We start from the raw sequence: 26,233 nt of genomic DNA, 5'->3' as shown, positions 1-26,233 counted from the left end.
CGCCCCGGCGTGCTTGGGTCTTAACCCCAGCACTTCTCCAGACCTTCGGCCGAGGTGATTGATGGCACACCGTCGGCAGGTTCATTTGTGATCAGCTCTACACCGGTGTTGTAAAAGTCCAAACCTTCGGAGTTGGCTGGCTTTTCACCTGTTTCGGCAAAGGCTTTGATCGCTTCGATACCCTTGGACGCCATCAGCAGCGGGAATTGCATCGACGTCGCGCCGATCACACCGGCACCGATATCCTTGACACCTGGGCAACCGCCATCAACGGACACAATCAGCACACCCTCTTCTTTGCCAAAGCTTTTCAGCGCCTCATAGGCCCCAGCGGCAGCAGGTTCGTTGATTGTGTAAACAAGGTTGATGTCCGGGTCGATCTGCAACAGGTTTTCCATTGCAGTGCGGCCGCCATCGGGCGAGCCGTCGGTCACGTCATTGCCAACGATGCGTGGATCATCTTCGTCACCGATGTCGGTCGGATCTTTGATGTCGATACCAAAGCCATGAAGGAAGCCGTTGTCGCGCTGGTAATCCACCGAAATCTCAGAGGCATTCAGGTCAAGCAGGGCAATTTTGGCGTTGGCCGCATCGTCACCCATTTTGGCTTTGGCCCATTGACCAATCAGAACACCGGCTTTGAAATTGTCGGTGGCAAAGGTGGCGTCAGCGGCGTCGGCAGGTTCGAATTGCGTATCAAGCGCGATCACCAAAGCACCGGCTTCGCGGGCCTGAGAGACAACTGGGACAAGCGCGCGGCTATCGGTTGGCGTGATCAAGATGCCTTTGGCACCTGCGGCAATGCAGGTCTCCACAGCAGCGACCTGTGTTTCCACGTCGCCGTCATATTTACCTGCAAAGGTCGACAGGTTGATGCCATTGGCCTCAGCTGCGGCAACTGCGCCTTCCTTCATTTTCACGAAGAATGGGTTTGTGTCGGTTTTGGTGATCAAGCAAGCGTTGGTTTCGGCATAAGCCGCACCCGCCAGTGCAACGGTGGCTAGAACGGATGTTGTGATGATGGTTTTCATAGTGTCCTCCCATAGAATTCAACTGCGTATTTCGAAGCGGGCTCCTCCCCGCGCTCAACCTGATATTGGGCCTGATATTGGGCGACCAAAGCAGGTGATGCGCCCTAAAAAACCTGATTCCGTTGGCTCTGTCAATTAGTTTGTAAACTTTACTAACTAAATTATTCGCGCTATCTTCCCTTTGGAGGGGGAGCCAACTATGGTCGGCTTTATGGATGGAACAGACGTCTCAGAACGCGGTGCAGGCGTAAACCAACGTGGTATTCGGGATCACAACGAACGGTTGGTCTTGTCCCTGTTGGCGCGCGACTCGGGCTTTGCCGGGGCCGATTTGGCGCGGATGACAGGCCTGTCACGGCCCACCGTGTCGACGATCCTGAAACGGCTCGAAGAGGACAAGCTTATCCGCAAGGGCGCACCGGTGCGCGGCAAGGTCGGAAAACCCTCTACCCCGATGGAGCTAAACCCAGACGGCGTGTTTTCTATCGGTCTCAAGATCGGTCGGCGCAGCGCAGATCTCTTGCTTCTGGATTTCTCGGGAAAGGTCAGACAGCAGCTCCACACCACCTATGAATATCCGATGCCAGACGCCGTGTTCGGCTTCCTGAGGGACGGATTGGATCAGTTGGTTGGCGATATGCCCGGCGAGGCGCGCAACCGCATCTGCGGAATTGGCATTGGTACTCCGTTTGAACTTTGGAAATGGCATGACCTGACCGGACGCGCTGCGGAGCGGTTTCGGTCATGGAAAGATGTCGATTTTGCCGCCGAAGTTGCAAGTTTTAGCACGCTGCCGGTCTTCGTCGTCAACGATTCCACCGCAGCCTGCCATGCCGAACAGCTCTATGGGCGCGGCAAAGAATTTCGAGACTACGCCTACTTTTTCATCGGGTCCTTCGTTGGCGGCGGAGTGGCGCTGAACGGGACTGTTTTTGAAGGCAACCAAGGAAATGCAGGCGCGCTCGGAGCCATGCGAACGGCCGGGCCGCTGGGCGAAAGCCAGCAACTTATCGACACCGCATCCCTGCATCTGTTGGAAGCGCGCCTTGTCGAATCCGGCATTTCACCTGTGGTGATGTGGCAAAAGCCCCAGGATTGGAGCGCCATCAAACGCCATGTTGATCCTTGGATCGGGGCAACCGCGCAGGAACTCGCCCGCGCGGCATTGTCGATCTGTTCGGTCATCGACTTCGAGGCGGTCCTAATCGACGGCGCATTTCCAGAGGATGTACGCGTTGAATTGGTTGAACGCGTGCGCCGCTATCTCGTCAACCAAGACAAACGTGGCTTGATCGAACCTCTGGTTGAGGAAGGCTCTATGGGTGAAAACGCCCGCGCCATTGGCGCCGCGAGCAGTCCGATTTTCGCCCAATACTTGCTCAATACCAACGCGGGATTGTCGGCTATTTAGGCGCGCTCGCGACGTCTGCTGCAACGCGCCTCTCCAAGATTAGCCTCTCCCGTGAGCTGATTTGACACCAAAAGCGGAAAGCGTCGCAAATCTAAGCGCCATAAGTCCGCTCTGCGATATCAATCGCCGACATCTCAGCCATACAGGACGACAAGAAAGTGGCTTCCGCGTCGGACTGACGACGGGCGGGATTGCTGATGAGGTAAATATTCACGAGGGGGAGCTCGGTATAGGGCGGCAATTGACGCAAGTTCCCGACATCCACATCCTGTTTGGCGACATGCAGCGGCAACGCCCCAATTCCAATATTGGCCATGATCATGCGCCGAATTTCGTTGAGACTTGAGGAAATACCGCGCCTCATATTGGCAAAGCCGAGATGTGACCGAAGGCGCGAAATAGCTTCCAGAGGACGCCCCTCGGCCTCTGTGTGAAAGGCCACAAATGGTTCGCCTTGAAGCTGTTCAGGAGATATTTCCGGCAGGTTGAAAAGCGGATGGCGTGCACCGCAAAACAGCCCAAAGTATTCGCGATACAAAATCAGCGATTCCAAGTTCTTTGGCGTCGTCGACAAGAGGCAGATTCCAAAGCTCGCGCGGTTTTGCGACACAATGGATTCCACCTCATCGCTTTCTGAGACTGTAAACGAATAACTAACCTGCGGGTGCGCATTGGAGAACTTGTTGAGAAAATCATCGAAATGCTCTGAGATAACGTGGCTTGTCGTCGCAATCGACACATGACCTCGCAATTCGGCATGGGCTGCATCGAGCAACGAGGGAAGTTGCGACACTGACCCAAAGATTTTGGCGCATTCTGTATACAGAACCTGCCCCGAGCGCGTCAGCGAAAACTCGTTTGGTTTTCGTATGATAAGTGTCTGGCCCGTATGCTCTTCGAGCCGTTTGAGGGCGGCAGAAATGGTGGGTTGCTTGAGCCCCAGAAAATGGGCCGCTTTGGAAATTCCATGTTGTTCAACGACAACCATAAAGGTGCGCAAAAGGTTCCAATCAAGGTTCCAAGGGAAGCGTTGTTTGTAAAACTGCATATATAGATTTCATCTATGTTGGAGATATCTAATATCTATTTGCGCAATAATCCACCTCATGCAAGGTTTGATTTCAGAGCGGAACACCCGCCACCACTGGGCAAAGCCCGGATTCAAACCGAGACACTCCAGGGAGTACAAAAGATGATTGTTCGCCGTACCTTAATGAAATTTGCATTCGTCGCGGCAGGCTTGACCATGCTGGGCACGACCGTTGCCGCCGAAGAACTTGACACTTTGAAGGAAAAAGGCGTGATCCGCATCGCGATGTCGGGTGCCTATCCTCCCTTCAACTTTGTGAACGATGAAAATCAGGTCGTCGGCTTTGACCCCGCCATTGGGGCCGAAATCGCAAAACGTATGGGCATGGAAGTTGAGATCGTGACCACCGCCTGGGATGGGATCATTGGTGGCCTATTGGCTAACAAATATGATGCCATCGTCGGATCCATGACGATCACGGCTGAGCGTGATGAAGTTGTTGATTTTGTCGGGCCTTACTATTCCGACAAGCGCGCGATTTTCACAAAACCTGGCTCTGGCATTTCGAGCCTTGAGGATATGGAAGGCAAAAAAGTCGGCCTGACGCTTGGTGAAACCCACGAAGACTGGGCCCGTGAAAAGGGCTATAGTGTCAGCACCTACAAGGGCCTGCCTGAGCTGTTGCTTGAGTTGGAAAACGGGCGGGTCGATGCCATCGTCAATGACTCGATCGCCGCCATTCTTGCGATGACCGAAAAAGGTCAAAAGTTTGAACTTTTTGGTGACCCGACAACCGAACCGTTTGGCGCAGGTATTGCCATCCGCGAAGGTAACCCAGCGCTTGCCGCAGAAATGCAAGCCGCTCTGGATTCCATGATGGACGACGGAACTTACCTCGCTATCGCCGAAAAATGGATTGGTGCGGACATCCGCTAACACGCCCGCCCCCTGCCGTCACCACACACGGCGCGGGGCACCCTCAGAGCGTTCATCCGCTCTTGTAATTCGCTGGCATCCCCTCCCCCTGCCCCCAAGGAGTGACGCATGGATTTCGAACTGATGCTCAAGGTTTACCCGTTTTTCCTTGAGGCGGCGTGGGTCACAATTCTTCTGTCGGTATTAACCGCGATCCTCGGCCTGATTTTTGGATCACTGGGGGCCGCCGCCCGATTATCGCGCTTTGCGGTTTTACGTTTTATTGGCGCAGCTTATGTGAGCCTGTTTCGCGGCACCCCCGCGTTGATCCAATTGTTTATCCTGTATTTCGGCGGGCCGCAGATCGGCATTCAGCTCGACGCGTTTGAGGCCGGTGTGATCGGTCTTGGTATAAATGCCGGGGCCTATATGACCGAAACCATCCGTGGTGCCATTATCGCAATCGACAAGGGGCAACGCGAAGCAGCCCGCACCTTGGGCCTGAGCAATTGGCAAGCAATGTACAAGGTAACCTTGCCCCAGGCCGCAAGGCTGATGGTGCGCCCGTTGGGGGTGAATTTGAACATGCTGATCAAAGCAACCGCTCTTGTTGCGGCGATCTCGGTGATCGAGCTGACCTATACGGCACAACGCTATATCGGCTCGACCTACAAGCCATTCGAAATGTTCCTGTTGGCTGGGATTCTCTACATGATCATCATCTACGTGGTGGGCCGGGGTGTTGCCTGGGTTGACCGCAAAGTTCAGATCACCTGATCGGAAAGGGATAAACCGATGGGCCTCGACTTTTCTATTGTTCCCAAATATTTGGACGTTCTCCTCCTGGGTGGGGCCTGGACGATCGGCATCACCGTCGCCGCTGCAATCCTGAGCTTCTTTGGCGGAATTGTCTTTGCGGTGATCGCACTTTATGCACCTTGGGCTGTGCGCCAACCGTTTCGCCTGGTCGAATGGGTGTTCATGGGGACGCCGCTCCTGTTGCAGCTGTTCTTGATCTATTTCGGCTTGGTTCAGATCGGCATCGACCTCCCCGCTTTTGTGGCTGGTGTCATTGGGTTGGGCTTGCATTTCGCCGTCTATAATTCCGAACTGATCCAGACTGCGATCCTTGCTGTCGACAAGGGCCAAATGGAAGCCGCGCGCACCCTCGGCCTCAGCCGTGGCGAAGCCCTGCGTAAAGTGGTCATCCCCCAAGCCGTCCGCGATGTCATTCCCCCGATCAGCAACAACATGATCGCCCTCTTGAAAGACAGCGCCTTGGTGTCCGTCATAGGGGTGAGCGAACTGACACTTTCGGCGCAACGCGTGATCGGCAAAACCTATCGCCCGTTCGAGTTCTATATTCTCGCTGCTGCGTTCTACTATGTCATCAACCTTTGCATGGAATGGGTGCAGCGCAAAATCGAACGCCGCATTTCCATTTCCCGCTGATCCCACGAGACACTCATGACTGAACAGAGAAACTTTGTTGAAATTCGTCACGCCCAGAAGTCCTTTGGCACGCTTGAGGTCCTCAAAGACATCAACCTGACCGTAGAACGTGGCCAGATTGTCGGCATCATCGGGTCTTCGGGCTCGGGAAAATCCACGCTGTTAAGGGCCGTGAACGATCTCGATCCGCTAACGGGTGGTGAAATATGGCTTGATGGCATGCAGGTGAACAAGAAGCTGCCCCATCGCCAATATGAAAAACATATCAACGAGTTGCGCCAGCAAATCGGGATGGTGTTTCAGCATTTCAACTTGTTCCCGCATATGACCGCCCGCGAAAACGTCACAATGGCCCCCAAGATGCTCAAAGGGTTGTCAAACGAAGAGGCCGACGCCTTGGCCGTGGAACAGTTGGACAAGGTTGGGATGCTGGAGCGGATTGATTACTACCCGTCGCAACTTTCAGGTGGCCAAAAACAGCGTGTCGCCATCGCCCGCGCCTTGGCAATGAAACCCAAGCTGATGCTGTTTGACGAAGCCACGTCCGCGCTTGACCCCGAACTTGTCGAAGAGGTGAACCAAGTCATGAAAAAGCTCGCGGAAGAGCACATGACCATGATCATCGTTACCCATGAAATGGATTTTGCAGCGTCGGTTTGTGATCGCGTGCTGTTTATGGACAAGGGCGTCGTTGTCGAAGAAGGCCCGCCCGACGTCCTCTTCAAAAATCCAACCCAAGAGCGGACCCGCGAATTCCTACGCAAACATATCGAAGGTGCGTCGTGAGCAACACTTCCTATCTGTTTTACCAAAACCGCACCCCGCGCCCTTTCCTAGATTATGGCGAGGGCATCTATCTGTTCGATGAAAACGGAAAGCGTTACATTGACGGATCATCGGGCGCGATGGTGTCAAATATCGGCCATTCCAACCCGCGCGTATTGACCAAAATCAAAGCGCAGATGGATCGAGCAACCTTTGGGTATAGGCTGCATTTTCGCACTCACCCATCCGAGGATTTAGCCGCCAAAACGGTGTCACTCATGCCCGACGGGCTGGACCGGGTGTTCTTTGTCTCTGGCGGATCCGAAGCCGTTGAAAGCAGCGTGAAGCTCGCCCGTCAATACGCCCTGACCCAAGGCCAGACCAATCGCCACAAGGTAATTTCGCGGTTTCCATCCTATCACGGCTGCACTTTGGGCGCGCTGGACCTCACGGGGTATGACCCACTGCGCGATCCCTTTGCCTCTATGATGCAAGGCATGCCTAAGATCGCAGCCCCGGCGACATATCTTGATCGTGACAACCTGACAGAAGACCAGCGGGGGCTGAAATATGCCGAACTCCTCCGGGACAAAATCCTCGAATTGGGTGCCGAAACCGTGTTGGCCTTTATTATGGAACCCGTCGGCGGTGCCTCAACCGGTGCCTTGGTTGCGCCCGATAGCTACTATGCCCGAATCCGGGAAATCTGCAATGAATTCGGCGTTTTGCTGATCTATGATGAAGTCATGACCGGAGCCGGTCGAACCGGTAAATTTCTCGCGGCTGAGCATTGGGGGATCACCCCGGACATCGTCGCCATGTCAAAGGGGTTTGGCGCAGGCTACGCCCCGCTTGGGGCGATTGTTGCTGGCGCGGATCTTGTTGACCCGGTGCTTGATGCGGGTGGCTTTCTGCACGGGTTCACCTATGCGGGCAACCCCATGGCCTGTGCTGCCGGGCTTGCCGTTCTTGAAGAGATGGAAGAGCAAAATATCGTCGAAAACGCCGCCCTTATGGGCGAGGTTCTCATGGTACAATTGCGCCGTTTAATGGCGCGTTACCCCTTCATTGGTGATGTGCGCGGCAAAGGCCTTTTGACCGCGTTTGAGTTTGTCTCTGATCGCGACACGATGGACCCCCTGCCAAGCAACTTGAACGCCTATGACCGGCTGGTCGAGCTCTGCTATGAGCGCGGCTTGATCATTTATTCCCGCCGCACCCGTGGCGGCACGTCTGGTGATCATTTCCTGCTGGCCCCGCCGTTGATCATCACACAAGATCAGATCGCCGAAATGATGGCCATTCTCCGAGAGGCACTAGACGCATTTGCCACTGAAGCGGGCTTGGCCCTCTGGGAGGACGCCGCGTGAAACTTCCAGACAAACAAAACACCATGGAAGCCGCCATTGCCCATATCAACGATGGGGATACTGTGATGATTGGCGGGTTTGGCGTGTCCGGCACCCCCTTTGCCCTAATCGGTGCCATGGTCGCGCACGGAGCCGGTGATCTTACGATTGTCAAAAACGACGCCAACGAACCGAACATGGGTGTAGATCACCTGCTGCGATCCGGGTTGGTCAAGCGGCTCATCACCACCCATCTGGGTCTCAACACCTACGCGATTGACTTGATGAACTCTGGTCAGGTCGACGTCGAATTCAACGCCCAGGGCATCTTGGCAGAACGCATCCGTGCGGGCGGTGCCGGACTTGGTGGAATTCTAAGCGACATTGGCCTTGGAACCGAATTGGCCGAGGGCAAACAGACCTGTGTACTTGACGGTAAAACCTTTCTCATCGAACCGGCATTGCGGGCAAATGTTGCCCTTTTGCATGCGGATCGCGCCGATATTTTCGGCAATCTGGCCTATGCCGCAACCGCGCAGAATTTCAATCCGCTGATGGCAATGGCCGCCGACTGCGTCATCGCCGAAGCGGAATCCGTGTTGCCTTTGGGGGGGCTCGCGGCCGGTGACATTCACACCGCTGGCGTTTTTGTTGATCACATCGCGGAACTACAAACTCTGTCCAAGGAATACGCTGTTGTCGAACGCTAAAGACAGAATGGTGGCCCGCGCCGCCCGCGAGATTGAGCCCGGAATGGTCGTCAACCTTGGCATTGGACTGCCCACTCAGGTCGTCAATCACCTGTCGTCCGATTTTCCAGTTTGTTTGCACACAGAAAACGGACTTGTGGGGATAGGCCCGACTTTGCCTAAAGATCAGGCCAACCGAAACTTGATTGACGCCGGCGGGGCCTATGTCTCAACCATTCCCGGCTCTGCCTTTTTCGACAGCGCGACCAGTTTTGCGCTGGTGCGGTCAGGGCGGCTCGACCTAACTATGTTGGGTGCCTTCGAGGTTGCCGCCAACGGCGATCTGGCCAACTGGAAGATTCCGGGCAAGTTTTCGCCCGGTGTCGGGGGGGGCATTGAATTGGCCCAAAAAGCGCGGCGCGTCGTGGTTCTGACAACACATACAGACCGTGCCGGGAACCCGAAACTGAAGGACAAATGCGCCTTGCCGTTGACGGCGCGGGGCTGCGTTGGTCGGATTTTCACCGATTTGGCTGTGATTGACGTGTGCCCAGCGGGGTTCACTTTGGTTGAAACCGCCCAAGGGGTCAGCATCGCCGAAGTCGTAGAAGCGACGGGGGCCGACCTGATTGTCCCTGATACGCCCCTTCAGAGCTTTTGAGGCCCCTATGCGAACCGATTTAGAAACCCGCTTGTTTGAGGCCGTTGATGCCGGATTTGATGCCCAAGTTGCGTTCTTGTCCGAGCTAACGTCTCACCCGTCGATCCGCGGCCAAGAACAATCGGCCCAGACCTTTATGGCGGACGAGCTGGAGCGACGCGGCTTTGACATCGACCGTTGGCAGATCGACATCGCCGACATTCAACATCTGCCTGGGTTTTCGCCGGTGATGGGCCCGTATGACGATGCCATCAACGTGGTCGGCACGCATCGGTCGCAAACCAAAACGGGCCGATCTCTGATCCTGAACGGTCATATCGACGTGGTGCCGGCAGGGCCGCTTGAAATGTGGGACAGCCCACCGTTCACCCCGCGCATTGCCGATGGTTGGCTTTACGGGCGTGGCGGTGGCGATATGAAGGCTGGACTTGCCTCAAATCTCTTTGCGCTGGATGCGCTGACGGCCTGTGGCATCGCCCCGGCTGCGGATGTCTTCTATCAATCCGTGGTCGAAGAAGAATGCACGGGAAACGGTGCGTTGGCCTGTCTCGCGCGGGGGTATAGGGCCGATGCTGCCCTTATCCCGGAACCTTTTGCCGAACATCTGGTAACGGCACAGCTTGGGGTCATTTGGTTTCAGGTCCACTTGAAAGGTCTGCCAACCCACGTTGCCTATGCCGGCACCGGCGCAAACGCAATCGAGGCCGCCATCCCCCTGATTGCCGCGCTGCACGAGATGGAGCATCGCTGGAACGCGGCGGAAAACCGCACGGATGATTATGCGCATATGGATCACGCATTGAACCTCAATGTCGGGAAATTCGAAGGCGGGGATTGGACAAGCTCTGTGCCCGCCTGGAGCATATTCGATGTCCGTATGGCGATTTTTCCGGGCCAATCCATTGACGCCGCCAAGGCAGAAATCGAACAGGTCATATGTGAGGCCGCCCGCGACAATGATTTTCTGCGCAATTCCTTACCCGAGATTGTCTATCACGGCTTCCATGCCGAAGGTTACGCCCTGTCGCAGGATAGTTCCGCCAAGGCCCAATCGGCCATCGCTGCATTGGATGGTGCCCATAGGGCCACAACAGGCCAAACGCTTGAGCGGGAGGCGATCACCGCCACCACCGACGCGCGTTTCTTTGGCCTTTATGCAGACACACCAGCGCTGGTTTATGGCCCGCGCGCCGAAGCGATCCACGGATTCAACGAACGTGTGGATTTAGAAAGCATGCGCCGCATCACCAAGGCCACCGCCCTGTTTATTGCCGATTGGTGCGGCACAGAAGATCTTTGAGGAGCAAGACACGTGCGCGATGCCGTTATCGTTTCCACCGCCCGAACACCGATTGGCAAAGCCTATCGCGGCGCCTTTAACAACCTTGAAGCTCCGAGCCTTGCCGCTCCGGCGGTGCGTGCTGCCTTGGCCCGTGCGGGGCTGGACGGCGGCGACGTAGAAGACGCGGTCTTTGGTTCGGCGCTTACCCAAGGGTCTTGCGGGGTTAATGTCGCCCGCCACATCGTTCAATCGTCTGACCTGCCCGACAGTGTGGCAGGGGCGACGGTTGACCGGCAATGCGCTTCGGGCCTGAATGCCATTGCCATCGCCTCACATTTGGTGCGGTGCGAAGGTGTGAATGTGGCCATGGCAGGCGGATTGGAAAGCATTTCATTGGTGCAAAACAGCCACTGGAATGGCCACCGGTACCGCGATCTGAACGCCCCAGAAACCTATTACCTCAGCATGCTCGACACAGCCGAGGTGGTTGCCGCGCGCTATGGCATAAGCCGGGCGGCACAAGACGCCTATGCTTTGGCCAGTCAGCAACGGACGGCGCGCGCGCAAAATGCTGGCGTGTTTGCCGCTGAGATCATCCCGGTTGAAGCCACCTCGATCGTGACAAACAAGGCCACGGGGGATGCGTCTTTACAAAGCCAACGATTGGAACAGGACGAATGCAATCGCCCAGCGACCACCGCCGAAGGTCTGGCCAACCTGCGCCCCGTTCAGGGGGATGGCAAAACTGTGACCGCTGGGAATGCCAGCCAGCTATCCGACGGTGCCGCGGCGATGGTCGTCATGGAGGAAAGCGAAGCAGCACGTCGCGGGCTCACCCCGTTGGGCGCGCTGCGCGGCTTTGCAGTGGCTGGTGTTGCGCCGGACGAAATGGGCATCGGCCCGGTCGTGGCTATTCCGCGTCTTTTGCAACGTGCGGGGCTCGAAATCCAAGACATTGATCTTTGGGAAATCAACGAAGCGTTTGCGGCACAATTGCTGTATTGCCGCGACGCGCTTGAACTGCCCGATGACAAGCTGAACGTCAACGGAGGAGCGATTTCCATCGGTCACCCCTATGGCATGTCCGGCGCACGCATGGCTGGCCATATCTTGCTTGAAGGACGGCGTAGGTCTGCAAAATGGGGCGTCGTGTCGATGTGTGTCGGCGGAGGGCAAGGTGCGGCCGGGCTCTTCGAAATATTCTAAAGGCGTTTTGCAATGACCCATTTGACCCAAGACCAAATCTCGGAACTGATCTCACTGCGCCATGACTTGCACCGACACCCCGAAATCTCGGGCCAAGAAATCGAAACGGCGCGCCGGATCGCAGAACACCTCACCAGACTTGGCGCTGATCGGCTTTGGCAAGGTCTTGGCGGGCATGGCGTCGCCGCTGAGTTTCGAGGCACCACTGATGGCCCAACCCTACTGTTTCGCTGTGAGCTGGACGGCCTTCCCATTCACGAAGTTTCGGAGGTTTCCTACAGGTCGGCAATCGACGGCAACGGCCATCTTTGTGGCCATGACGGGCACATGGTGTCTTTGCTGGGCGTAGCATTGGGGCTTCGGACCCGCCCTGCCAGAGGGCGCGTTATCCTGTTATTTCAACCCGCTGAGGAAACCGGCGTTGGGGCACAAGCCATCCTAGACGACCCGAGATGGCCCGAAATTCGCCCGGACTTTGCCTTTGCCTATCACAACGTTCCGGGTCGGCCGTTGGGGGAAATTGGCTTGCGGCCCGGACCTGCCAATTGCGCGTCGCGCGGGATGCAAATCCTGTTAGAAGGAAAAAGCTCGCACGCCGCAGCCCCGGAGGATGGCACATCACCGGGCCCCGCAATGGCAGAGTTGATGCAGGTTTTGCCTGAGCTCAGCACCGGAAAAATCGGAGATATTGCCTTTGCGCTCAGCACCTTGACACATGCCAAGCTCGGTAAACCAACATTCGGCATCGCGCCCGGCCGTGGTGAAATCCGCGTCACCCTTCGCAGTATGACGGATGACAGAATGGACGCATTGGTCGCCGCAGCCAAATCCTTGGTCGTGCAGCAAACCGCAGGCCTGTCTGCCCAGATTTTCTGGCACGACATCTTTCCGTCGGTGACGAACGACACCGACGCAACAGAGATCGCACGCCGCGTTGCTGGGCATCTGGAATTCGAGCTCTACGAGATGCCAACTCCCATGCGCTGGTCCGAAGATTTTGGCCGGTTTGGCAACCAAGGCACGAAATCGGCAATGCTCTATGTCGGCGCGGGTCAAAACCATCCACAATTGCACAACCCTGACTATGATTTCCCTGATGCCCTGATCCCGATCGTGGGCGATCTGTTTGCCGGGATAATTGCGGATATCCTCGGCAAAGCAACGACATAGCTATGTCAGATGGCCTCATTCCCAGCGCATGGTGTGACATCAACCTAGACCTCGTGGCGAAAAACCTGGAACTCACGCTTGGCCTATTGCCAAGGGGCGCAGGTTTCTGTGCGGTTATGAAGGCCGACGCCTATGGGCATGGTATCGCGCGAATTGTACCGGTGCTTTTGGAACAGCGGGTCACCTGCGTCGGCATCACATCGAATGCTGAAGCGCGCGCCGTCCGCCGCGCCGGGTTCTCCGGCTCTCTGATCCGTCTTCGCGCCGCCACTTTGCCCGAAATGCAAGCTGCCCTGCCCGACCTTGTAGAAGAGCAAGTCGGGTCTCTTTTGGCCGCGAAACATCTTGGCGATCTCCTTTGTGGAACGCAGGCACCTACGGGCATCCACCTCGCCCTGAACGCCGGTGGCATGTCCCGCGATGGGCTGGATATCTCGATGCCATCGGGGCAAGAAACCTGTCGTAAAATTCTAGAGGAAGTCGGGCCGCGCATTCACGGGATCTCGACGCATTTCCCAACAAATGACCCTGAACCGCTCAGAAGGTTGGGAGATCGGTTTCAACAACAAGTGGCGTGGATTTGCGACAACAGTGACCTTAACAGGCCCGACCTCTTGGTTCATGCAGGAAGCACCCTGACGCTCTTATCGGGGCAACCTGTTGCAACCGACATGTTTCGATGTGGGGCGATCCTCTACGGCTTTTTGAAACCCGAACTCGGGTTCCGCCCGACCATGGAATTCAAGGCACGCGTGGTCCATTTGGGCGTTTACCCCAAAGGCGCAACTGTTGGCTATGACCGTGATACTAGTTTGCGTGCAGACAGCCGGTTGGCTTGTATTTCGGTTGGCTATGCCGCTGGCTATAACAGGACAGCAGCCAGCCATAGCGCGGTCTTGATCCGAGGTATGCAGGCACCTGTTCTGGGCAAAGTGTCGATGAATTCTATCGTTGCGGATGTAACCGGAATAAGTGCCGTTCAGGTCGGTGATACCGCAACCTTGTTTGGCTCGGATGGAGAGAGTGAAATAAGCCCCGCTGCTGCGGTTGCGCAATTCGGATCAATATTACCGGATCTTCTGACCGACTGGGGCATGCGGAACCCGAGAACCTACAGAAGCGGACAACCATAAGGTAAAACCCATTCAGGCAGGCCTGTTGGGATGCGCAAGTCTGGGATAAAATATGTCGCGGTCGCTCTTCATGCCAACAAATCCCGCCCTGGCGCGCACTGCGTTGTCTCAGGTTTTCAGGACGCTTTTTTGATGGTGGCCGTTTCGTTTTCTGGTGCCCTTGACTTGCGTCTAAGATGAGGCCCAGTCATCACTTGGCAAGGCCCATCACTCAGAGTCCAAGCTTGCTCAAGCGCGCATTTAGGGCCGCATAAAACCATGACGCTTGCACCTGAAACCGTCAAAAGGTGGCCATGCCCCCGTCAATCAAATGTGGTAACCGAACCTTCACGTTCTAAAATGTATGCCGGGTCAATGCCGCCTTTGTGCAAACAGCTATGCCGAGTGGCCCACCGGGCGATGTACCCGCAGTCAACCGATTGCGACAGCACTGTGTTGGTACGCCTGCCAAACGTCCCCCCATTTCGCACATATCCGGGCTGTGGTATCTAGCGCGAAACGACGAAGGGAGTTGGTTGGTGACATTAGGGCGTTTCTATTGGCTTGCTGTCTTGTTGGGCATCATCTGGGCCGTCGAGATTGTGAACATTCTCATGGGCTACTCGCTCAATCGATGGTTCGGGTTGCTGCCCCGCTCACTCGGCGGGTTGGACGGGGTGCTTTTGATGCCGTTTCTCCATGGCTCCATAAGCCATGCCATCGCCAACACCATCCCACTGATCGTTCTTGGCAGTCTTCTAGCGATCACCGCGCAACGGCTGGTTCTGATGGCCTCGCTCATGATCGTGGCGCTCGGTGGGATTGGCGTGTGGCTGTTTGGAGCAACCGCAATCCATGTCGGGGCGTCTGGATTGATCTTTGGCTGGTTTGGTTTTTTGGTTGCGCGCGGTGTCGTTGAAAAACGCGCGATCCCACTAATCGTCTCTCTTGGGGTTGTTTTGTTTTATGGCACAATGGTTTGGGGGGTCTTGCCTGGTCAGCCTGGTGTCAGCTGGCAAGCCCATCTATTTGGCTGTGCCGCTGGCATCTTTGCCGCCTATGCTTTGCGACATTCCAGTCAAAGCTCGTGACGGCGTTCTCCTTTGACTGCGCTCGGTCAAAGCCGCAGAGGTTTTCGGATGGATGATGCGCTTTTCTTCACCACCAAGGACGCGTTTAGCGAGTGGTTGACTGCCAACTCCGACGCCAAAGAGCTTTGGGTCGGATATTACAGAAAAAGCACCGGCCGCCCAAGCCTGTCTTGGTCGGACTCGGTTGATGTTGCCCTGTGTTTTGGATGGATCGACGGGGTTAGACATTCCATTGACGACCAAAGCTACAAAATCCGTTTTACGCCGCGCAAATCAAACAGCGTATGGAGCGCCGTCAACGTCAAGAAGGTGAAAGAGCTTATTCAATCTGGCAAGATGAAACCGGCAGGCTTGCATGTCTTTAGCAACAGGTCCGACAAACAAGGTTACACGTCGGACGACCGAAACGTCCCACTGTCCCAAGACTTCGAAGCACTGGTTAAAGCAAACCCGCAAGCCTGGCAGTTCCTGACAAATCTGGCACCCTCCAATAGACGGGATTCCATTTGGTGGGTCATGAGCGCCAAGAAAGAAGAAACGCGATTGAAACGGCTTGGCGTCTTGATCGCGTCATCTGAAGCTGGATTGAAAATACCGTCCCTGCGAAAAAAGTGATCCAGTCGAGACTGTTAAACACCCACGTCTGTTGGGTTGGACCGACACCAAAATTCGACAGCTTTGTCGAGCTCTTCCGAATGAAAGCGACTAGGATCGGTGTGAAACCGGCCAACACTCTGGGCGCTCTCGAAGAACCCCGGCGCAGGTAATCCACCGCGCGATTTGCTGATCACCAGAGCCGCAATCAACGGATGCCCTGCATCGGCATCCTCGGCAATCAGGCATTCCAAGGCAGCTGTCAGTTGATGGATTGTGTTCGGCGGTGACAGCTTGAGAGATCTGGCCAGCGCCTGATAGGTGATAGGGATATTACTTTCGGAAAGCGTTCTGAGATGCCCGCGAACACGCGCAGCCAGCGTGTTTCTCCCATGCGCGGCGGGCCGGTTATGAGGCTCAGGCGATCTCATGGCGCTCCTCCACTACCCGCCTCAGCGGTCGGTGTTCTTCAATATAACCGGTGACAAATAAACAATATTGTCATCTGCACTAACCATGAGCTCGCCGTCCTGAATGTTCACCTGCAGTTTCATACTTCGGCTTGCCAGTTGTTCCAATTCGCGGGTGTCACCCACGGAAAAATTGACCACCTGAAGATTGTCAAACCGCGTGGTGTTGTTTTGAATTTTCTCCCACCAAACTTCGGCAGTTTTACCACCATAGGTATAGATGATCACCTTGTCGGCCTTACCGCAAGATTGGCGAACGATCTTCTCACTCGGAAGCCCAAGCGTGACCCACAACTCGATCTCATTGCTTAGGCTTTTTTGCCAGATATCCGGCTCATCGTCAGTCGAAAGCCCCTTGGTCAATTCCAAGTGCTCATGGGCATTCAAGGCATATGCAACCAGGCGCAGCATCATCCGCTCATCCGTCTCAGACGGGTGTTTAGGAACGGTCAGTTTGTGGGTTTCGTAGTAGTGACGATCCATATCTGACACGGAAAGTTCAACTTTATAAATGGTAGATTTCTGTGCCATGAGCGTTTCCTGGGAGAGTTCGGATAAAGGTGACTAATCCGTCGACCAACTATGTGAAAGCAAAAACGAACGTCTTCGCAAAAGGGCGCAAAACATCCGTCATTTTCAGTATTTGGGTAAATTCATGGTTAGGACGTAGCGATTTTAGGCGCGACATGGCGAACAGCTTGGAAGTTAATGTGGCAAAAAGCCGTGGCATCCCCTGCTCCCCGCCTGTTCACCTATGGTGCCGGCATAGGCATTCAGCCGATTGCTGGTTCCAGATCGAAGATCAGATCGGCACTCTGGGACCAAACGCCAAGGCGCAGATCAAGTCCAGCGCGGTGGGCATGCAGAGAAACGACAAACGTGTCGAACGGCTATGGCGGCGCGACGGGCTCAGAAGGATCAATTTGTCCAAAGTCAGGTAAGAAACAGCACGCCGTAGTCGCTCGTTTTCTTTTCTGAAGCCGCGTCAGTTCCTTAAGTTGCTCCATGCCCATTCCACGGTACTTCTTTTTCCAATTGCACTAGGTTTGAACCGCCCCGTTTTTGCCGAAGACTGTTGAGTTCGTATTTCAAACTGCTATTTTGTCTGATTCAAAGGCTTGTTCGTATTTCTCCTCAGCTTCGATTGGCGTAATGTATCCCAGTGGCGCAAGCAGACGTTCTTTGATGAACCAATCGACTCATTGCAGAGTTTCCCACGGCTTTTTGCACAAATCGATTGATGGGATTCATGTTGTGAATCCAGCGTGATAACTGTGGTTCCTGAGCAGCTGGACACCTAAGACTTACAAGACCACGAATTGGTCAGACTACAACCAAGCCCTGAAGCAGCACGGTTCTTTGTCAATTTGGTTTGATGCTGAGATGGCGTGACCCGCGACGCCATCTGGCAAGAGGGGACGTCTGCAGTCTTATAATGATGCGGAGATACAAGCGTGTTTGACGATCATGGTCCTGTTTGGTTTGCCGCTGAGGCAGACGACTGGGTTTGTTGAAAGCTTGCTAGAATTGGCTGGACTGAACTGGAAATTGCCAAACTTCAGCACTTTGTGTCGACGGCAGAGAGCCCAATTTGCGAAATGCTGTGGTGCAACCGAATAGCCGCTATGATCGTGACTATCGGTGTCTTCCACTGCCGGGAACAAATACGCCAAGGACCTCAACAACTATTTTGGTTTTGTGCGAGTCTATTTGCGGCGGAACTCCAGGGCCCACAAGCTTTATAGAGCGCTCTTCACCCGGTTGAAGATTGCCATCTATGTAGGCTGTAGAAAATATAGGCCTCTCTTCAAATTCGCCCTCCGCCAGCAATGAATCACGGTTTGAGTCAAAGTAGCGAACGCCGTAGCGAACGGACTTAACCGCCTCCTCCGTTCCATTAGTAATAGAGCATTGAAAACGCTTGTAGGTTTGTTCCTTGGTCCTGAACCGTCCTGGAAGGAAGCTGCAATTGGTTAATACGATATCCTGCCTCAAAAGCGGTGGCGGACTATAGGTCAAACCGCATTCGCTCTCGTCATATTGACTACCGGCCACAGGAGGAAGACATTCGGAAAAATCCAGCGACGAATTCTGCGCAAATGTGTGCGAAGGTGCTGCCAGCGTACTAATCAGTAACATAGCGATGTAGAATTCTAATGTTCGAATGCAGTTCATATTGCCTTGACTAATCTTAAAAATGGTCATGCTCAATCGTGGTCTGCACAGCTAATCCGACATTCGCCAAGATGGGTGGAAAGGCAGCTTCGTCCGCTCTGCAATCATCCAACCCAAGTTTTCGCTGTAAAGCCCACCAAAGACCGGTTTTAACGCGGCTTTTCAGCGTGTCGGCGTTTGCTTGCCGTGGTGACGTCCTGACATTGCAAACTCTGCTAACTGCGCATTCTTGACCTTGGTGCCCGGCACAGCAAGTGGCTTTCGCCAACTCTGGAGCTGAACGGCCGCTTGCACAAGTTCGTACTGGAGCTTTCGCAGGTGCAGATAGGGCCAGCAAACCGCCCTGTGTATTAAGCCGCTACGTGCCATCTCCGTTCGGAATAGGCTTCGGCCACTACTCTTAAAGGCCCTTATACAGTCTGCGCAAGGACCGCGTCCCGATGCTATCGCGTTGCAGGTACTTGGTCACTGTGATCCAATCGCCCTCACGGACTCGAACCGCGGACCTACTGATTACAAACGGCTCTCGGACCATTTCTCCACATTTCTCCAACATACGCTAAACAGCCATAAATAACTGATTTAAATCATTTATTATTGACGACCTGCGCGCCAAACCTGCATCTCTTACGCCGTGAAACGCTGCACGAGGCTTCCGATAGGCTTCCGGATTTGGTGAGTAGAATGATGAAACTGACAAAACGATACGTCGAGAGCATAGCGCCCGAAGATAAAGAGCGCATCCTTTGGGATGACGACCTGAGCGGCTTTGGCTTGAGGATCTATCCATCCGGACGAAAGGTCTATGTTGTTCAGTATAAATTGCACGGGCGCACCCGCAGAAAAAACCTTGGCAAGCATGGTATAATCACCGCAGATGAAGCGCGCAAAGACGCCAAATTGGTACAGGCTGATGTCGCTCGCGGGCGGGACCCCTCGGCAGATCGAAAGGCGCGGCTGCGTAGTCCATCGATCAAAGAACTAGGGGAGCGGTTCTTGAGAGAACACGTTGCGTTGCATTGCAAGCCGACAACGCACTACGACTACACCAACTTGCTCAATAATGTTGTGAACCCACATCTGGGAGGCCTCAAAACGTCGGAAATCAGTTTCGCCGACATTCAAATGTTCCACCTGAAACGCAAAGACACTCCCTATCAAGCAAACCGAGGGGTCATGGTCCTGTCCAAGATGCTCAACCTCGCGGAAGACTGGGGGCTGCGCACCCAAAACTCGAACCCGACACGCCGTATAAAACGCTACCCGGAAGAGGAAAAGAAACGCTACTTTGATGAAGAAGAACAGGAACGTCTTGGCGGGGTCTTGGCTGACATGTTGTTTGATGATGAAATCAGTCAATATGTGTTTGCGGCATTCTATTTACTTCTCCTGACAGGTTGCCGCCTCGGTGAAATACAAAAGCTGAGATGGGATTACGTGACACGAACCCATTTAGAACTACCAGATAGCAAGACTGGTCGGCGTCGCATCCCCTTACCTCGCGAAGCACGGCAACTACTGGACAAGCTCGAGCGCCGGGACGGTAATCCCTTCGTCATATTGGGCAGTCATGGCAGCGGCCACTACAACGACCTCCAGAAGCCTTGGCGTAAAATACGGCAACGAGCGAAACTCTGCGACGTCAGGGTTCACGACCTGCGGCACACCTATGCCTCCGTAGCGGTGACGAATGGTATCGACCCATTTATGTTGAAAGAAATCTTGGGGCATAAGAACCTATCCACTACCCTGCGTTATGCGCATTTGTCGGACGATGCCGTTCAAAAGGCGGCTAATTCAATTTCGGCACGTCTGGCGAGCACCATGAGAACCTCCAGTTCAAAACCCTCTGCAAGATGGTGAGTTATGATCCAATTCTTTTCCTCAAATAGTTGTCAACACTTAATCGCGCGGTAAAAAAACTCAGGTTGTTATTATTATAACTTACAACGTTTGATTCTCCATTCTACGCTAGTTTCACAAAACAAGACCAGAAATCAGTGAGCTAACAATGAATAAGTCAACCTTAAAAACAGACACTCTTATAAACGAACGCGAGGCCGCATCCGTTTTGTGTTATTCAGTTCGCGCATTGCAGAACTGGCGGCATCGCGGCGGCGGGCCCAAATTCGTTAAAGTATCGTCGCGGTCTATCCGCTATCGCCAGTCAGACCTGCTGACTTGGATCGAAGAACGCACGATCTCAAACACCTCACAAACAATCTGACATTTAGTTTTGCCCCAACTGGGCTGGCAGCACGGTAGGGGATTTTGGGGCCGGATGGCCTTCATAGGGCGCGGGGTAAACGCACCTCGCGCCCTTTCTTTGCCTGCCGCAATCAAATCCGAAAGGAAATTCCATGAACAACCAACCTGCACACAAGCTTCGGCTAGGCCGCATTTCCGCAACCATTTGGGAGAATGATGGTTTCTATTCCGTGGACATCACCCGCTCCTACAAAGCTTCTGATGGCAATTGGAAAAACACTCCTAGTTTTGGGCATAGCGACCTGCTGAATGCTGCCAAATGCCTTGAACGTGCTGAAATTTGGATCGGGAGAAAAGCCAATGCAAGTAGCTAACGCGTTCCCCCGGCCCCAAAACCCAAGCTGCCCCGCCGGAGGCGCTGACAACCGCGAAAATGCGGAAAGGGGGGTACAAGTAGCACCCCCCTCTGGAAATACATCCTCCCTTGAACCCTATCAGGTTTTGCACACGGGTTTTGATACTCTGACAATTGCGGTAAAGGCGATCCTCCCCCCAGACGTGGCAGAATACTTTGAGACCCAGCGCACCATTGCCGAACACGAAAGCCGGGAGATACTTATCGAATGGAATGGTGTTGAGCTGCACCTGCAAGGGCATGGGGGCAAGGGCTATCGCTTTGTCGCTAATAGCGGTGCATTTGGGGCACGTTGGGCGTTTAAGAAACCAAATGCTAAGGACCCTTGGGGCGTGACGGTCACATTTGGGTCGGTGTTCATGGCGACGCGTGACTTGGGCGGTGCTCAGGCCCATTTGGATAGGGTTCTAGATCGGCTTGGTATGCGGGTTAAACCCGAAGATTTCAGCATATCGCGTTTTGATATTTGTTCCGATTTTTACGCGCCAAATTTCACGCTGATCCCAGAAAACTTCGTGATGCATTCCAGCACCAATCGACAGGACTTCATCGAAAAAAGCGTGAACGGAAAATCCGGACGCGTGACCTCTGTTCGGGTTGGCGGGGTGAAATCACGTTCGGCCATTATCTACGACAAACGGTTAGAAGTGACGCAAAAGCTAAAGCCGTACTGGTGGCATATCTGGAACACCAACCTAACACAAAAAGGCTTGCCTAATTTAGCCCCAAAGGACCCAAGGTCCAAAGTATGGCGCGTGGAACTACGTGCTGGAAAGTTACTGCTGAAAGACCGCTGGAACATCCGCACTTGGGAAGATCTTTATGCCCGCTTTGGCGATCTGGTCGCTCATTCCATGTCTTCAATTCGCTACACTGATCCGGCCCCAACCGACATAAACCGTGCCCGTTGGCCTAATCACTTGTTGTGGGAACTCGCAGGCTCGGAGTTTGCAAATGATCTTCGATATATGCGGGAGTTTTCCGATCCCGACGGCGTCAAGTTTGTCCACAAAGCACAACATATTTCGACACTAACCAAAAACGCGCGTGGTACATTGGTATCTTTGGCAGCAATAAATGGTACCAGTTTTGACCAATTGGATACATTTTTCGATACAACTTTACGCGAATTTAAAAATGACCTCGAAAGCGAAGCCGAACATTTGTGCAAATTACATCAAGCAGCCAGCGATAGGTACAGATTTATATCGTAAAAATATCGACAATCATCGAACCTTTCGCACCTTTTCGGACCAATAAAATTAGAAAAATGTCTGAAAATCACTCACACTGGGGCCGCTAAATCGGCCCCTTTTTGTTGTGAGAATGTGACCAAAATTCAGATAGAACTTGAACGTAGCGATCGGCCCATAGTTGACCTTGGCTGTAGTATGATGCAATGGCTGTTAACGGGAAAGGAACATCATTCGTAACGAATTGCTTCAAGCGTCAGTACAGATGCGCAATGAGAGTCTTAAAACGCTCAGAAGAAACATGAAGAATTCATTTTTTGAGAGTTTGCCTCAACCTTGAAAAGGTGCGCGCTGCGACATAAAAGCTAACATTTACACGCGATGTCGCTGCAACTTGTATAATAGCAAGAAGGAGCGGTATCAAAATGGTTAGTGCTAGAATCAGTGGACTGCTTAAAGCTCTATCGATCCAATTTGGAGCTACTTCGATAGCTCCAGTGCCTCCAAAATAATTGATCGAAATTTGCGTATCCCCTGGCTCTGAAACAACCGACACCAGCATGCCAGTCTCGGTTGTAGCGGAAGGTGTTGCGTACCCATAAACTCGGGCCCTGCTATTGTCACTCTCATGTGTAACTTGAACTTGCTCGCCAAGTCGCAGTCGGCCTTTCTTTACCGTTTCTGTAACAGAACCCAAAAGTGGTTTTTCTCTGATTTCATAGTCACCAGATAAGAGCAAGTCGACTTCGCCGGTGCTGGCCACTTTCCCCATAGAAACGAAACCAGAAAACGACAAAACACCTAGGCTTTCAAATTGAGCCTGACTCAAAAAAATGCGAGTTCCTTTGACGAAATCTACGTGCTTTTGTATGTTCACTTCCCAAGTGTCCCGACTACGCGCTGTCACCCATACCCTAGAGTTATCCCTCCATTGTATTTCAACAACAGCTTCCTTTTGCGTAAACCGCCGCGCATCACACAACGTGTCTCCCCTTGATTTCGTTCTGTCGAATTTTGCAAGGGGTTCACAAATAGTCACGGTTCCAATATCCCAGAAATCCGCCCGACCAACGAAATCCACTTCCAAGCTCCGTGTATTGGCCGAAACGACGATAGTCCTCGTCACTCCTGTACCGAAGGATAAAGCTAAGAGGCCTGCCAACATTAAGGTAGAGAAAAGTAACCCAAAGTACGCACCCATCGATGCCGTTTCTTTTGGTGCCGGTAGATTGGAGTGGGTCACTGCTTATTCCTTTGCCAAAAAGACATCGAAATTGACTTCTCTACCCATTTCTCCGCCTTTGAACGACACTGAACTCACCCGCAAACGTTCGTGCTGGGGTATGCCAGAGGGAAGGTGGCAAAGTGTATCAAAAGCCGTTCTGTTTGCAGTTTCGGATTTGTTGCATAAGACGTCTCCTAGGTCAGGATAGTCCGGAAAATAGATATACGTCTCTTCGGCTCGTGATGTGTTCAGAAAAACAATTGAGACGCCGGAGACGTTTTGCCCCCAAAATGCAGTCGTGAATTCGGAAGTTTCGTTCCCACAGGCACCCTTACTTATCAAAGGGGCGACGTCTTCACGGTTGTATTGCGCTATGATTTCAGGTTTGGCGCTGGGATATGTCAACTTTGTCCTTCCGCCCAGCCATGACGGATCTATGCTATAGGTTCCTGAGCTTTGATAAAGACCATCCACACTCATTACGGACAGGCAAACCTCCTGCCCTGCCCAAGTTTCAGGAAGGAAAGCAGCAACTGGGACTTGGCTTGATGTTTCATCTATCGGTCCAAACCTTGCAAGCCCCACAAACCTAGCGCCTGAGATCTCGGCGGCAGACTTGATGACTTCTTGAAACGATCCCTCAACGAGACGTACTTTACTTTGTTCGTGCGCTGCGGTGATAGTTGGAACAACGATTACTGCAACCCTTAAGAAGTGCTCAAACATGACATACCGCCCCAGGCTCTCTTTAGCAGCCACTATAACTATGCTTTGCATATTGAGCACCCCCGTTTTTGGCCAAGCTGTTTCTATTCAAAGCGATACAGGCGTGGGGCAAGGAATGATGCTGAAAGACGGGCAGACCTGCTACGTCGTCATGCCAAAACATGTTGCCGGGGATAGTCGACGGGTAACCGTCTTTTCAGCAAACCCCGTCCAGCATTCCAGAGCGACTGTTGAGACGCCGTTTTGGGATGGCTTGGATCTGGCGATTGGCGTGGTTCGGGGCAAAGTTGAGGAGCGTTGCTCCATGTCCCTAAGTGATTTTGATCACTCCATGGACACAGCCGACGGTGGCAAAGTGCACTTGATTCGCTTGTCGCAATCTGGTGAAATGGAACGTGTAGAAATGCTCGTTACGAAAACCGAATATTTGCATCTCGAAGCTCAAGTTATTAGTTCCCTTAAAGAATTGTACAAGGGGTCAAGCGGATCGTTTCTTTTTGACGGCGATAAACCCATTGGCATGATTGTTCAGGCGCGGTCAGCCAAGGAAGGGCGTTTTATTCGTATCGAAGAAATCTATATGAACCTTAAACGGCGGATAAACCGCCGCAAAGGATTCCGGTTTATCCCAGATACCACTTCGGTGGCCTTGAAGCCGAGCGCACCCGAGAAAGAAACATCATTTTTTTATACCCACTCTACTCTTGCATCTATCGTTCCGAAAGATGGACCTGAAAACCTGCAAGGCGATGGCTCGTACATTTTTGATCTAACGAGATCAAACCGAATTGCATTCAGAGTAAGGGGTCACGACGCAGTTGCATTGTCAAAAGTCAAAGTCATTTCAACAACAGAGGGTGGTTACGCGATCCCACGCGAAATAGACGTAGATGTCTCATCCGTGCCAAATGGATCGCGCCCTCGCCCCTTTTTGTCGGGAGAAATGGGGCCAGATGGAATTTTTACCCTATCTCGCAGCCCTACAGTCGCACGTTGGGTCTTTGTCACAATAAATAGTTCCTGGGACCGTGGACCCGTTGGAATCGCCTCCATAACTTTCAACTAGATTATCTAATTGGTATGGTAACAATTGTCTCTGCTTTTGTGTTAATGTACTGATGGGTTGTGTTCGCGCGAAGTGATCCCTCATCCAAAAAGGTCATCTCATACCAATTCCGGTCAGTGGAACGGACCTGAACAATGTCACCGATAACTCGTAAAAAACATCCGTCACGCTTGCCAAGTATCCGATTGTATTGATGCGACCAATAGCAGTTCGCAGTAGCATCATAACCTCCAATATCCATGTTAATGACACCATAGTTATCCGGGTTCGGAACCATTGAATAGTTGCCAGATAGAACGTAACGAAGTGCTTCTTCATTCGCTTTTTCACCCTCGATTTGTACTTCTAGACGCGGAAATCCATCAAAAAACGCCTTGATTGCAGCATTGCGTACGCTCGCATCAGGACTGTAAATACCATAATCAAGAGCGGTCTTTATCAGCTCTTCATCGCCAGATTCCAGCATGAGTTTTATGGCCATCTGAGCACGAACTGGATCAGGGTCATTTAACAAATCAGCGTATTCGCTACCCTTTTTTAGCTCTGCGTCGATTTTGGCCTGCAGGTCAGCTACTGAGAGTGACTGAGCACAAAGCGGGGTGGCGGCCAAAAAGGCAAAAACAGTTTGTCTAAACATTGTGGGTCCCTAAGACGTTTTAACTGGGTGAAAAGAGCTGGGATAGCTGCAAATCCTGCCTTTGTGATAGTTGGCGAAAACTTTGGGCAAGTCCAGTTCATAGTGTAATAATGCTTTCATGAATTCTGCATTTTTTGGCTTCACGAGATGATTTGCCCGTACAGCCGCTATTCGCGCATGTCGCAGCGAACGACCGGTTGCCGCCCGTCCTATCCATGTTGGGGTCAATGCTGCGCTCTGTACGAACGACTTGGAAGGGCTGAGACCCGTCATCCGGTGTTGCTGTGACAGCGCGTCTTGGACGAAAACCTTGCGCTGCACCGCCTCAAGGCGGCTTGGAGCCCAAAAAGACTGATGCTG

The 26,233-nt window shown here is 53.3% G+C and carries 28 protein-coding genes and 2 pseudogenes; 20 read left to right on the top strand and 10 right to left on the bottom strand.

Annotated features, from left to right (window positions below; translation table 11 throughout):
- Positions 1-20: 20 nt before the first annotated feature.
- Positions 21-1,031 (bottom strand): substrate-binding domain-containing protein, encoded by a 1,011-nt coding sequence (locus ACRBB0_RS26385; RefSeq protein ID WP_431377450.1) that lies wholly within the window; start codon positions 1,029-1,031, stop codon positions 21-23.
- A 211-nt stretch (positions 1,032-1,242) separates the two neighbouring features.
- On the opposite strand from ACRBB0_RS26385, the gene ACRBB0_RS26380 reads away from it, so the two are divergent.
- Positions 1,243-2,442: an ROK family transcriptional regulator gene (locus tag ACRBB0_RS26380; protein WP_431377485.1), complete on the top strand. Its 1,200-nt coding sequence runs from the start codon at positions 1,243-1,245 to the stop codon at positions 2,440-2,442.
- A gap of 91 nt (positions 2,443-2,533) precedes the next feature.
- Here the strand turns inward: ACRBB0_RS26380 and ACRBB0_RS26375 are convergent, their stop codons facing one another.
- Positions 2,534-3,490, bottom strand: coding sequence for a LysR family transcriptional regulator (locus ACRBB0_RS26375; protein WP_431377449.1), 957 nt, complete (start codon positions 3,488-3,490; stop codon positions 2,534-2,536).
- A gap of 144 nt (positions 3,491-3,634) precedes the next feature.
- On the opposite strand from ACRBB0_RS26375, the gene ACRBB0_RS26370 reads away from it, so the two are divergent.
- The 13 genes from ACRBB0_RS26370 to ACRBB0_RS26310 all read left to right on the top strand — a co-directional run bounded on the left by ACRBB0_RS26370 (position 3,635) and on the right by ACRBB0_RS26310 (position 15,779).
- The gene (locus tag ACRBB0_RS26370; protein ID WP_431377448.1) at positions 3,635-4,408 is read left to right on the top strand and encodes a transporter substrate-binding domain-containing protein; all 774 of its coding nucleotides are present in this window, start codon (positions 3,635-3,637) and stop codon (positions 4,406-4,408) included.
- A 108-nt stretch (positions 4,409-4,516) separates the two neighbouring features.
- On the top strand, positions 4,517-5,164 hold the full coding sequence (locus tag ACRBB0_RS26365) for an amino acid ABC transporter permease (protein WP_431377447.1): 648 nt from the start codon (positions 4,517-4,519) through the stop codon (positions 5,162-5,164).
- An 18-nt stretch (positions 5,165-5,182) separates the two neighbouring features.
- Positions 5,183-5,839, top strand: coding sequence for an amino acid ABC transporter permease (locus ACRBB0_RS26360; protein WP_431377446.1), 657 nt, complete (start codon positions 5,183-5,185; stop codon positions 5,837-5,839).
- 15 nt (positions 5,840-5,854) lie between these two features.
- On the top strand, positions 5,855-6,625 hold the full coding sequence (locus tag ACRBB0_RS26355; RefSeq protein ID WP_431377445.1) for an amino acid ABC transporter ATP-binding protein: 771 nt from the start codon (positions 5,855-5,857) through the stop codon (positions 6,623-6,625).
- The gene (locus ACRBB0_RS26350) at positions 6,622-7,974 is read left to right on the top strand and encodes an aspartate aminotransferase family protein (protein WP_431377444.1); all 1,353 of its coding nucleotides are present in this window, start codon (positions 6,622-6,624) and stop codon (positions 7,972-7,974) included. Before ACRBB0_RS26355 ends, ACRBB0_RS26350 begins: the two co-directional genes overlap by 4 nt.
- A complete protein-coding gene (locus ACRBB0_RS26345; RefSeq protein ID WP_431377443.1) occupies positions 7,971-8,663 on the top strand; it encodes a CoA transferase subunit A in 693 nt (230 codons plus the stop codon). The genes ACRBB0_RS26350 and ACRBB0_RS26345 overlap by 4 nt, the downstream gene beginning before the upstream one ends.
- On the top strand, positions 8,650-9,303 hold the full coding sequence (locus ACRBB0_RS26340) for a 3-oxoacid CoA-transferase subunit B (protein ID WP_431377442.1): 654 nt from the start codon (positions 8,650-8,652) through the stop codon (positions 9,301-9,303). The genes ACRBB0_RS26345 and ACRBB0_RS26340 overlap by 14 nt, the downstream gene beginning before the upstream one ends.
- Positions 9,304-9,310: 7 nt before the next feature.
- A complete protein-coding gene (locus ACRBB0_RS26335; protein WP_431377441.1) occupies positions 9,311-10,603 on the top strand; it encodes an ArgE/DapE family deacylase in 1,293 nt (430 codons plus the stop codon).
- 12 nt (positions 10,604-10,615) lie between these two features.
- Positions 10,616-11,791 carry an acetyl-CoA C-acyltransferase gene (locus ACRBB0_RS26330; protein WP_431377440.1) on the top strand — a complete coding sequence of 392 codons (1,176 nt, stop codon included), beginning with the start codon at positions 10,616-10,618 and terminating at the stop codon, positions 11,789-11,791.
- A 12-nt stretch (positions 11,792-11,803) separates the two neighbouring features.
- Positions 11,804-12,961, top strand: coding sequence for an amidohydrolase (locus tag ACRBB0_RS26325; protein WP_431377439.1), 1,158 nt, complete (start codon positions 11,804-11,806; stop codon positions 12,959-12,961).
- A 2-nt stretch (positions 12,962-12,963) separates the two neighbouring features.
- The gene (locus tag ACRBB0_RS26320; protein WP_431377438.1) at positions 12,964-14,094 is read left to right on the top strand and encodes an alanine racemase C-terminal domain-containing protein; all 1,131 of its coding nucleotides are present in this window, start codon (positions 12,964-12,966) and stop codon (positions 14,092-14,094) included.
- Between the two features lie 518 nt (positions 14,095-14,612).
- Complete coding sequence (locus ACRBB0_RS26315) at positions 14,613-15,164, top strand: rhomboid family intramembrane serine protease (protein ID WP_431377437.1); 552 nt, start codon at positions 14,613-14,615, stop codon at positions 15,162-15,164.
- A gap of 48 nt (positions 15,165-15,212) precedes the next feature.
- Positions 15,213-15,779, top strand: a complete 567-nt coding sequence (locus ACRBB0_RS26310) for a YdeI/OmpD-associated family protein (RefSeq protein WP_431377436.1) — start codon at positions 15,213-15,215, stop codon at positions 15,777-15,779.
- A 14-nt stretch (positions 15,780-15,793) separates the two neighbouring features.
- Here the strand turns inward: ACRBB0_RS26310 and ACRBB0_RS26305 are convergent, their stop codons facing one another.
- The 3 genes and pseudogenes from ACRBB0_RS26305 to ACRBB0_RS26295 all read right to left on the bottom strand — a co-directional run.
- Entirely contained in the window at positions 15,794-16,189 is a 396-nt protein-coding gene (locus ACRBB0_RS26305; protein WP_431377435.1) for a hypothetical protein, read from the bottom strand.
- A 21-nt stretch (positions 16,190-16,210) separates the two neighbouring features.
- Complete coding sequence (locus tag ACRBB0_RS26300) at positions 16,211-16,759, bottom strand: YaeQ family protein (protein WP_431377434.1); 549 nt, start codon at positions 16,757-16,759, stop codon at positions 16,211-16,213.
- A gap of 364 nt (positions 16,760-17,123) precedes the next feature.
- A pseudogene (locus ACRBB0_RS26295) lies at positions 17,124-17,262 on the bottom strand (transposase); the annotation flags it as partial.
- A 247-nt stretch (positions 17,263-17,509) separates the two neighbouring features.
- Between ACRBB0_RS26295 and ACRBB0_RS26290 the strand changes: the two are divergent.
- A pseudogene (locus ACRBB0_RS26290) lies at positions 17,510-17,812 on the top strand (transposase); the annotation flags it as partial.
- Positions 17,813-17,863: 51 nt separating this feature from the next.
- Here ACRBB0_RS26290 and ACRBB0_RS26285 read toward each other — a convergent pair.
- Positions 17,864-18,433, bottom strand: coding sequence for a hypothetical protein (locus ACRBB0_RS26285; RefSeq protein WP_431377433.1), 570 nt, complete (start codon positions 18,431-18,433; stop codon positions 17,864-17,866).
- A gap of 654 nt (positions 18,434-19,087) precedes the next feature.
- On the opposite strand from ACRBB0_RS26285, the gene ACRBB0_RS26280 reads away from it, so the two are divergent.
- The 4 genes from ACRBB0_RS26280 (at position 19,088) to ACRBB0_RS26265 (ending at position 22,240) form a co-directional block, all read left to right on the top strand.
- Positions 19,088-20,266 (top strand): tyrosine-type recombinase/integrase, encoded by a 1,179-nt coding sequence (locus ACRBB0_RS26280; protein ID WP_431377432.1) that lies wholly within the window; start codon positions 19,088-19,090, stop codon positions 20,264-20,266.
- A 148-nt stretch (positions 20,267-20,414) separates the two neighbouring features.
- Positions 20,415-20,630 carry a helix-turn-helix transcriptional regulator gene (locus ACRBB0_RS26275; protein ID WP_431377431.1) on the top strand — a complete coding sequence of 72 codons (216 nt, stop codon included), beginning with the start codon at positions 20,415-20,417 and terminating at the stop codon, positions 20,628-20,630.
- 133 nt (positions 20,631-20,763) lie between these two features.
- Positions 20,764-20,985 carry a hypothetical protein gene (locus ACRBB0_RS26270; RefSeq protein WP_431377430.1) on the top strand — a complete coding sequence of 74 codons (222 nt, stop codon included), beginning with the start codon at positions 20,764-20,766 and terminating at the stop codon, positions 20,983-20,985.
- Positions 20,921-22,240, top strand: a complete 1,320-nt coding sequence (locus tag ACRBB0_RS26265) for a hypothetical protein (RefSeq protein WP_431377429.1) — start codon at positions 20,921-20,923, stop codon at positions 22,238-22,240. Before ACRBB0_RS26270 ends, ACRBB0_RS26265 begins: the two co-directional genes overlap by 65 nt.
- A 289-nt stretch (positions 22,241-22,529) precedes the next feature.
- On the opposite strand, the gene ACRBB0_RS26260 is transcribed toward ACRBB0_RS26265, so the two are convergent.
- A complete protein-coding gene (locus ACRBB0_RS26260; RefSeq protein ID WP_431377428.1) occupies positions 22,530-23,462 on the bottom strand; it encodes a hypothetical protein in 933 nt (310 codons plus the stop codon).
- A 3-nt stretch (positions 23,463-23,465) separates the two neighbouring features.
- The gene (locus ACRBB0_RS26255) at positions 23,466-24,221 is read right to left on the bottom strand and encodes a hypothetical protein (protein ID WP_431377427.1); all 756 of its coding nucleotides are present in this window, start codon (positions 24,219-24,221) and stop codon (positions 23,466-23,468) included.
- A gap of 64 nt (positions 24,222-24,285) precedes the next feature.
- On the opposite strand from ACRBB0_RS26255, the gene ACRBB0_RS26250 reads away from it, so the two are divergent.
- Positions 24,286-25,236 (top strand): hypothetical protein, encoded by a 951-nt coding sequence (locus tag ACRBB0_RS26250; RefSeq protein ID WP_431377426.1) that lies wholly within the window; start codon positions 24,286-24,288, stop codon positions 25,234-25,236.
- A 1-nt stretch (position 25,237) separates the two neighbouring features.
- On the opposite strand, the gene ACRBB0_RS26245 is transcribed toward ACRBB0_RS26250, so the two are convergent.
- Both ACRBB0_RS26245 and ACRBB0_RS26240 read right to left on the bottom strand, forming a co-directional pair.
- Entirely contained in the window at positions 25,238-25,873 is a 636-nt protein-coding gene (locus tag ACRBB0_RS26245) for a hypothetical protein (protein WP_431377425.1), read from the bottom strand.
- Between the two features lie 9 nt (positions 25,874-25,882).
- The coding region (locus ACRBB0_RS26240) for a hypothetical protein (protein ID WP_431377424.1) at positions 25,883-26,233 on the bottom strand (351 nt) is incomplete at its 5' end.

It is taken from the genome of Pelagimonas sp., from assembly GCF_050633425.1.
In the GTDB taxonomy this organism is placed as follows: Bacteria; Pseudomonadota; Alphaproteobacteria; order Rhodobacterales; family Rhodobacteraceae; genus Pelagimonas.
Note: the sequence above shows the minus strand (reverse complement) of the source record. Positions and strands in the feature narration are given on the sequence as shown.

Coding starts and splice junctions, on each gene's coding strand:
- ACRBB0_RS26375 (WP_431377449.1), bottom strand. CDS start 3,490: ATGCAGTTTTACAAACAACGCTTCCCTTGGAACCTTGATTGGAACCTT.
- ACRBB0_RS26305 (WP_431377435.1), bottom strand. CDS start 16,189: ATGAGATCGCCTGAGCCTCATAACCGGCCCGCCGCGCATGGGAGAAAC.
- ACRBB0_RS26310 (WP_431377436.1), top strand. CDS start 15,213: ATGGATGATGCGCTTTTCTTCACCACCAAGGACGCGTTTAGCGAGTGG.
- ACRBB0_RS26320 (WP_431377438.1), top strand. CDS start 12,964: ATGTCAGATGGCCTCATTCCCAGCGCATGGTGTGACATCAACCTAGAC.
- ACRBB0_RS26370 (WP_431377448.1), top strand. CDS start 3,635: ATGATTGTTCGCCGTACCTTAATGAAATTTGCATTCGTCGCGGCAGGC.
- ACRBB0_RS26270 (WP_431377430.1), top strand. CDS start 20,764: ATGAACAACCAACCTGCACACAAGCTTCGGCTAGGCCGCATTTCCGCA.
- ACRBB0_RS26285 (WP_431377433.1), bottom strand. CDS start 18,433: ATGACCATTTTTAAGATTAGTCAAGGCAATATGAACTGCATTCGAACA.
- ACRBB0_RS26380 (WP_431377485.1), top strand. CDS start 1,243: ATGGATGGAACAGACGTCTCAGAACGCGGTGCAGGCGTAAACCAACGT.
- ACRBB0_RS26245 (WP_431377425.1), bottom strand. CDS start 25,873: ATGTTTAGACAAACTGTTTTTGCCTTTTTGGCCGCCACCCCGCTTTGT.
- ACRBB0_RS26250 (WP_431377426.1), top strand. CDS start 24,286: ATGATGCTGAAAGACGGGCAGACCTGCTACGTCGTCATGCCAAAACAT.
- ACRBB0_RS26365 (WP_431377447.1), top strand. CDS start 4,517: ATGGATTTCGAACTGATGCTCAAGGTTTACCCGTTTTTCCTTGAGGCG.
- ACRBB0_RS26335 (WP_431377441.1), top strand. CDS start 9,311: ATGCGAACCGATTTAGAAACCCGCTTGTTTGAGGCCGTTGATGCCGGA.
- ACRBB0_RS26385 (WP_431377450.1), bottom strand. CDS start 1,031: ATGAAAACCATCATCACAACATCCGTTCTAGCCACCGTTGCACTGGCG.
- ACRBB0_RS26300 (WP_431377434.1), bottom strand. CDS start 16,759: ATGGCACAGAAATCTACCATTTATAAAGTTGAACTTTCCGTGTCAGAT.
- ACRBB0_RS26325 (WP_431377439.1), top strand. CDS start 11,804: ATGACCCATTTGACCCAAGACCAAATCTCGGAACTGATCTCACTGCGC.
- ACRBB0_RS26355 (WP_431377445.1), top strand. CDS start 5,855: ATGACTGAACAGAGAAACTTTGTTGAAATTCGTCACGCCCAGAAGTCC.
- ACRBB0_RS26280 (WP_431377432.1), top strand. CDS start 19,088: ATGATGAAACTGACAAAACGATACGTCGAGAGCATAGCGCCCGAAGAT.
- ACRBB0_RS26275 (WP_431377431.1), top strand. CDS start 20,415: ATGAATAAGTCAACCTTAAAAACAGACACTCTTATAAACGAACGCGAG.
- ACRBB0_RS26265 (WP_431377429.1), top strand. CDS start 20,921: ATGCTGCCAAATGCCTTGAACGTGCTGAAATTTGGATCGGGAGAAAAG.
- ACRBB0_RS26255 (WP_431377427.1), bottom strand. CDS start 24,221: ATGCAAAGCATAGTTATAGTGGCTGCTAAAGAGAGCCTGGGGCGGTAT.
- ACRBB0_RS26360 (WP_431377446.1), top strand. CDS start 5,183: ATGGGCCTCGACTTTTCTATTGTTCCCAAATATTTGGACGTTCTCCTC.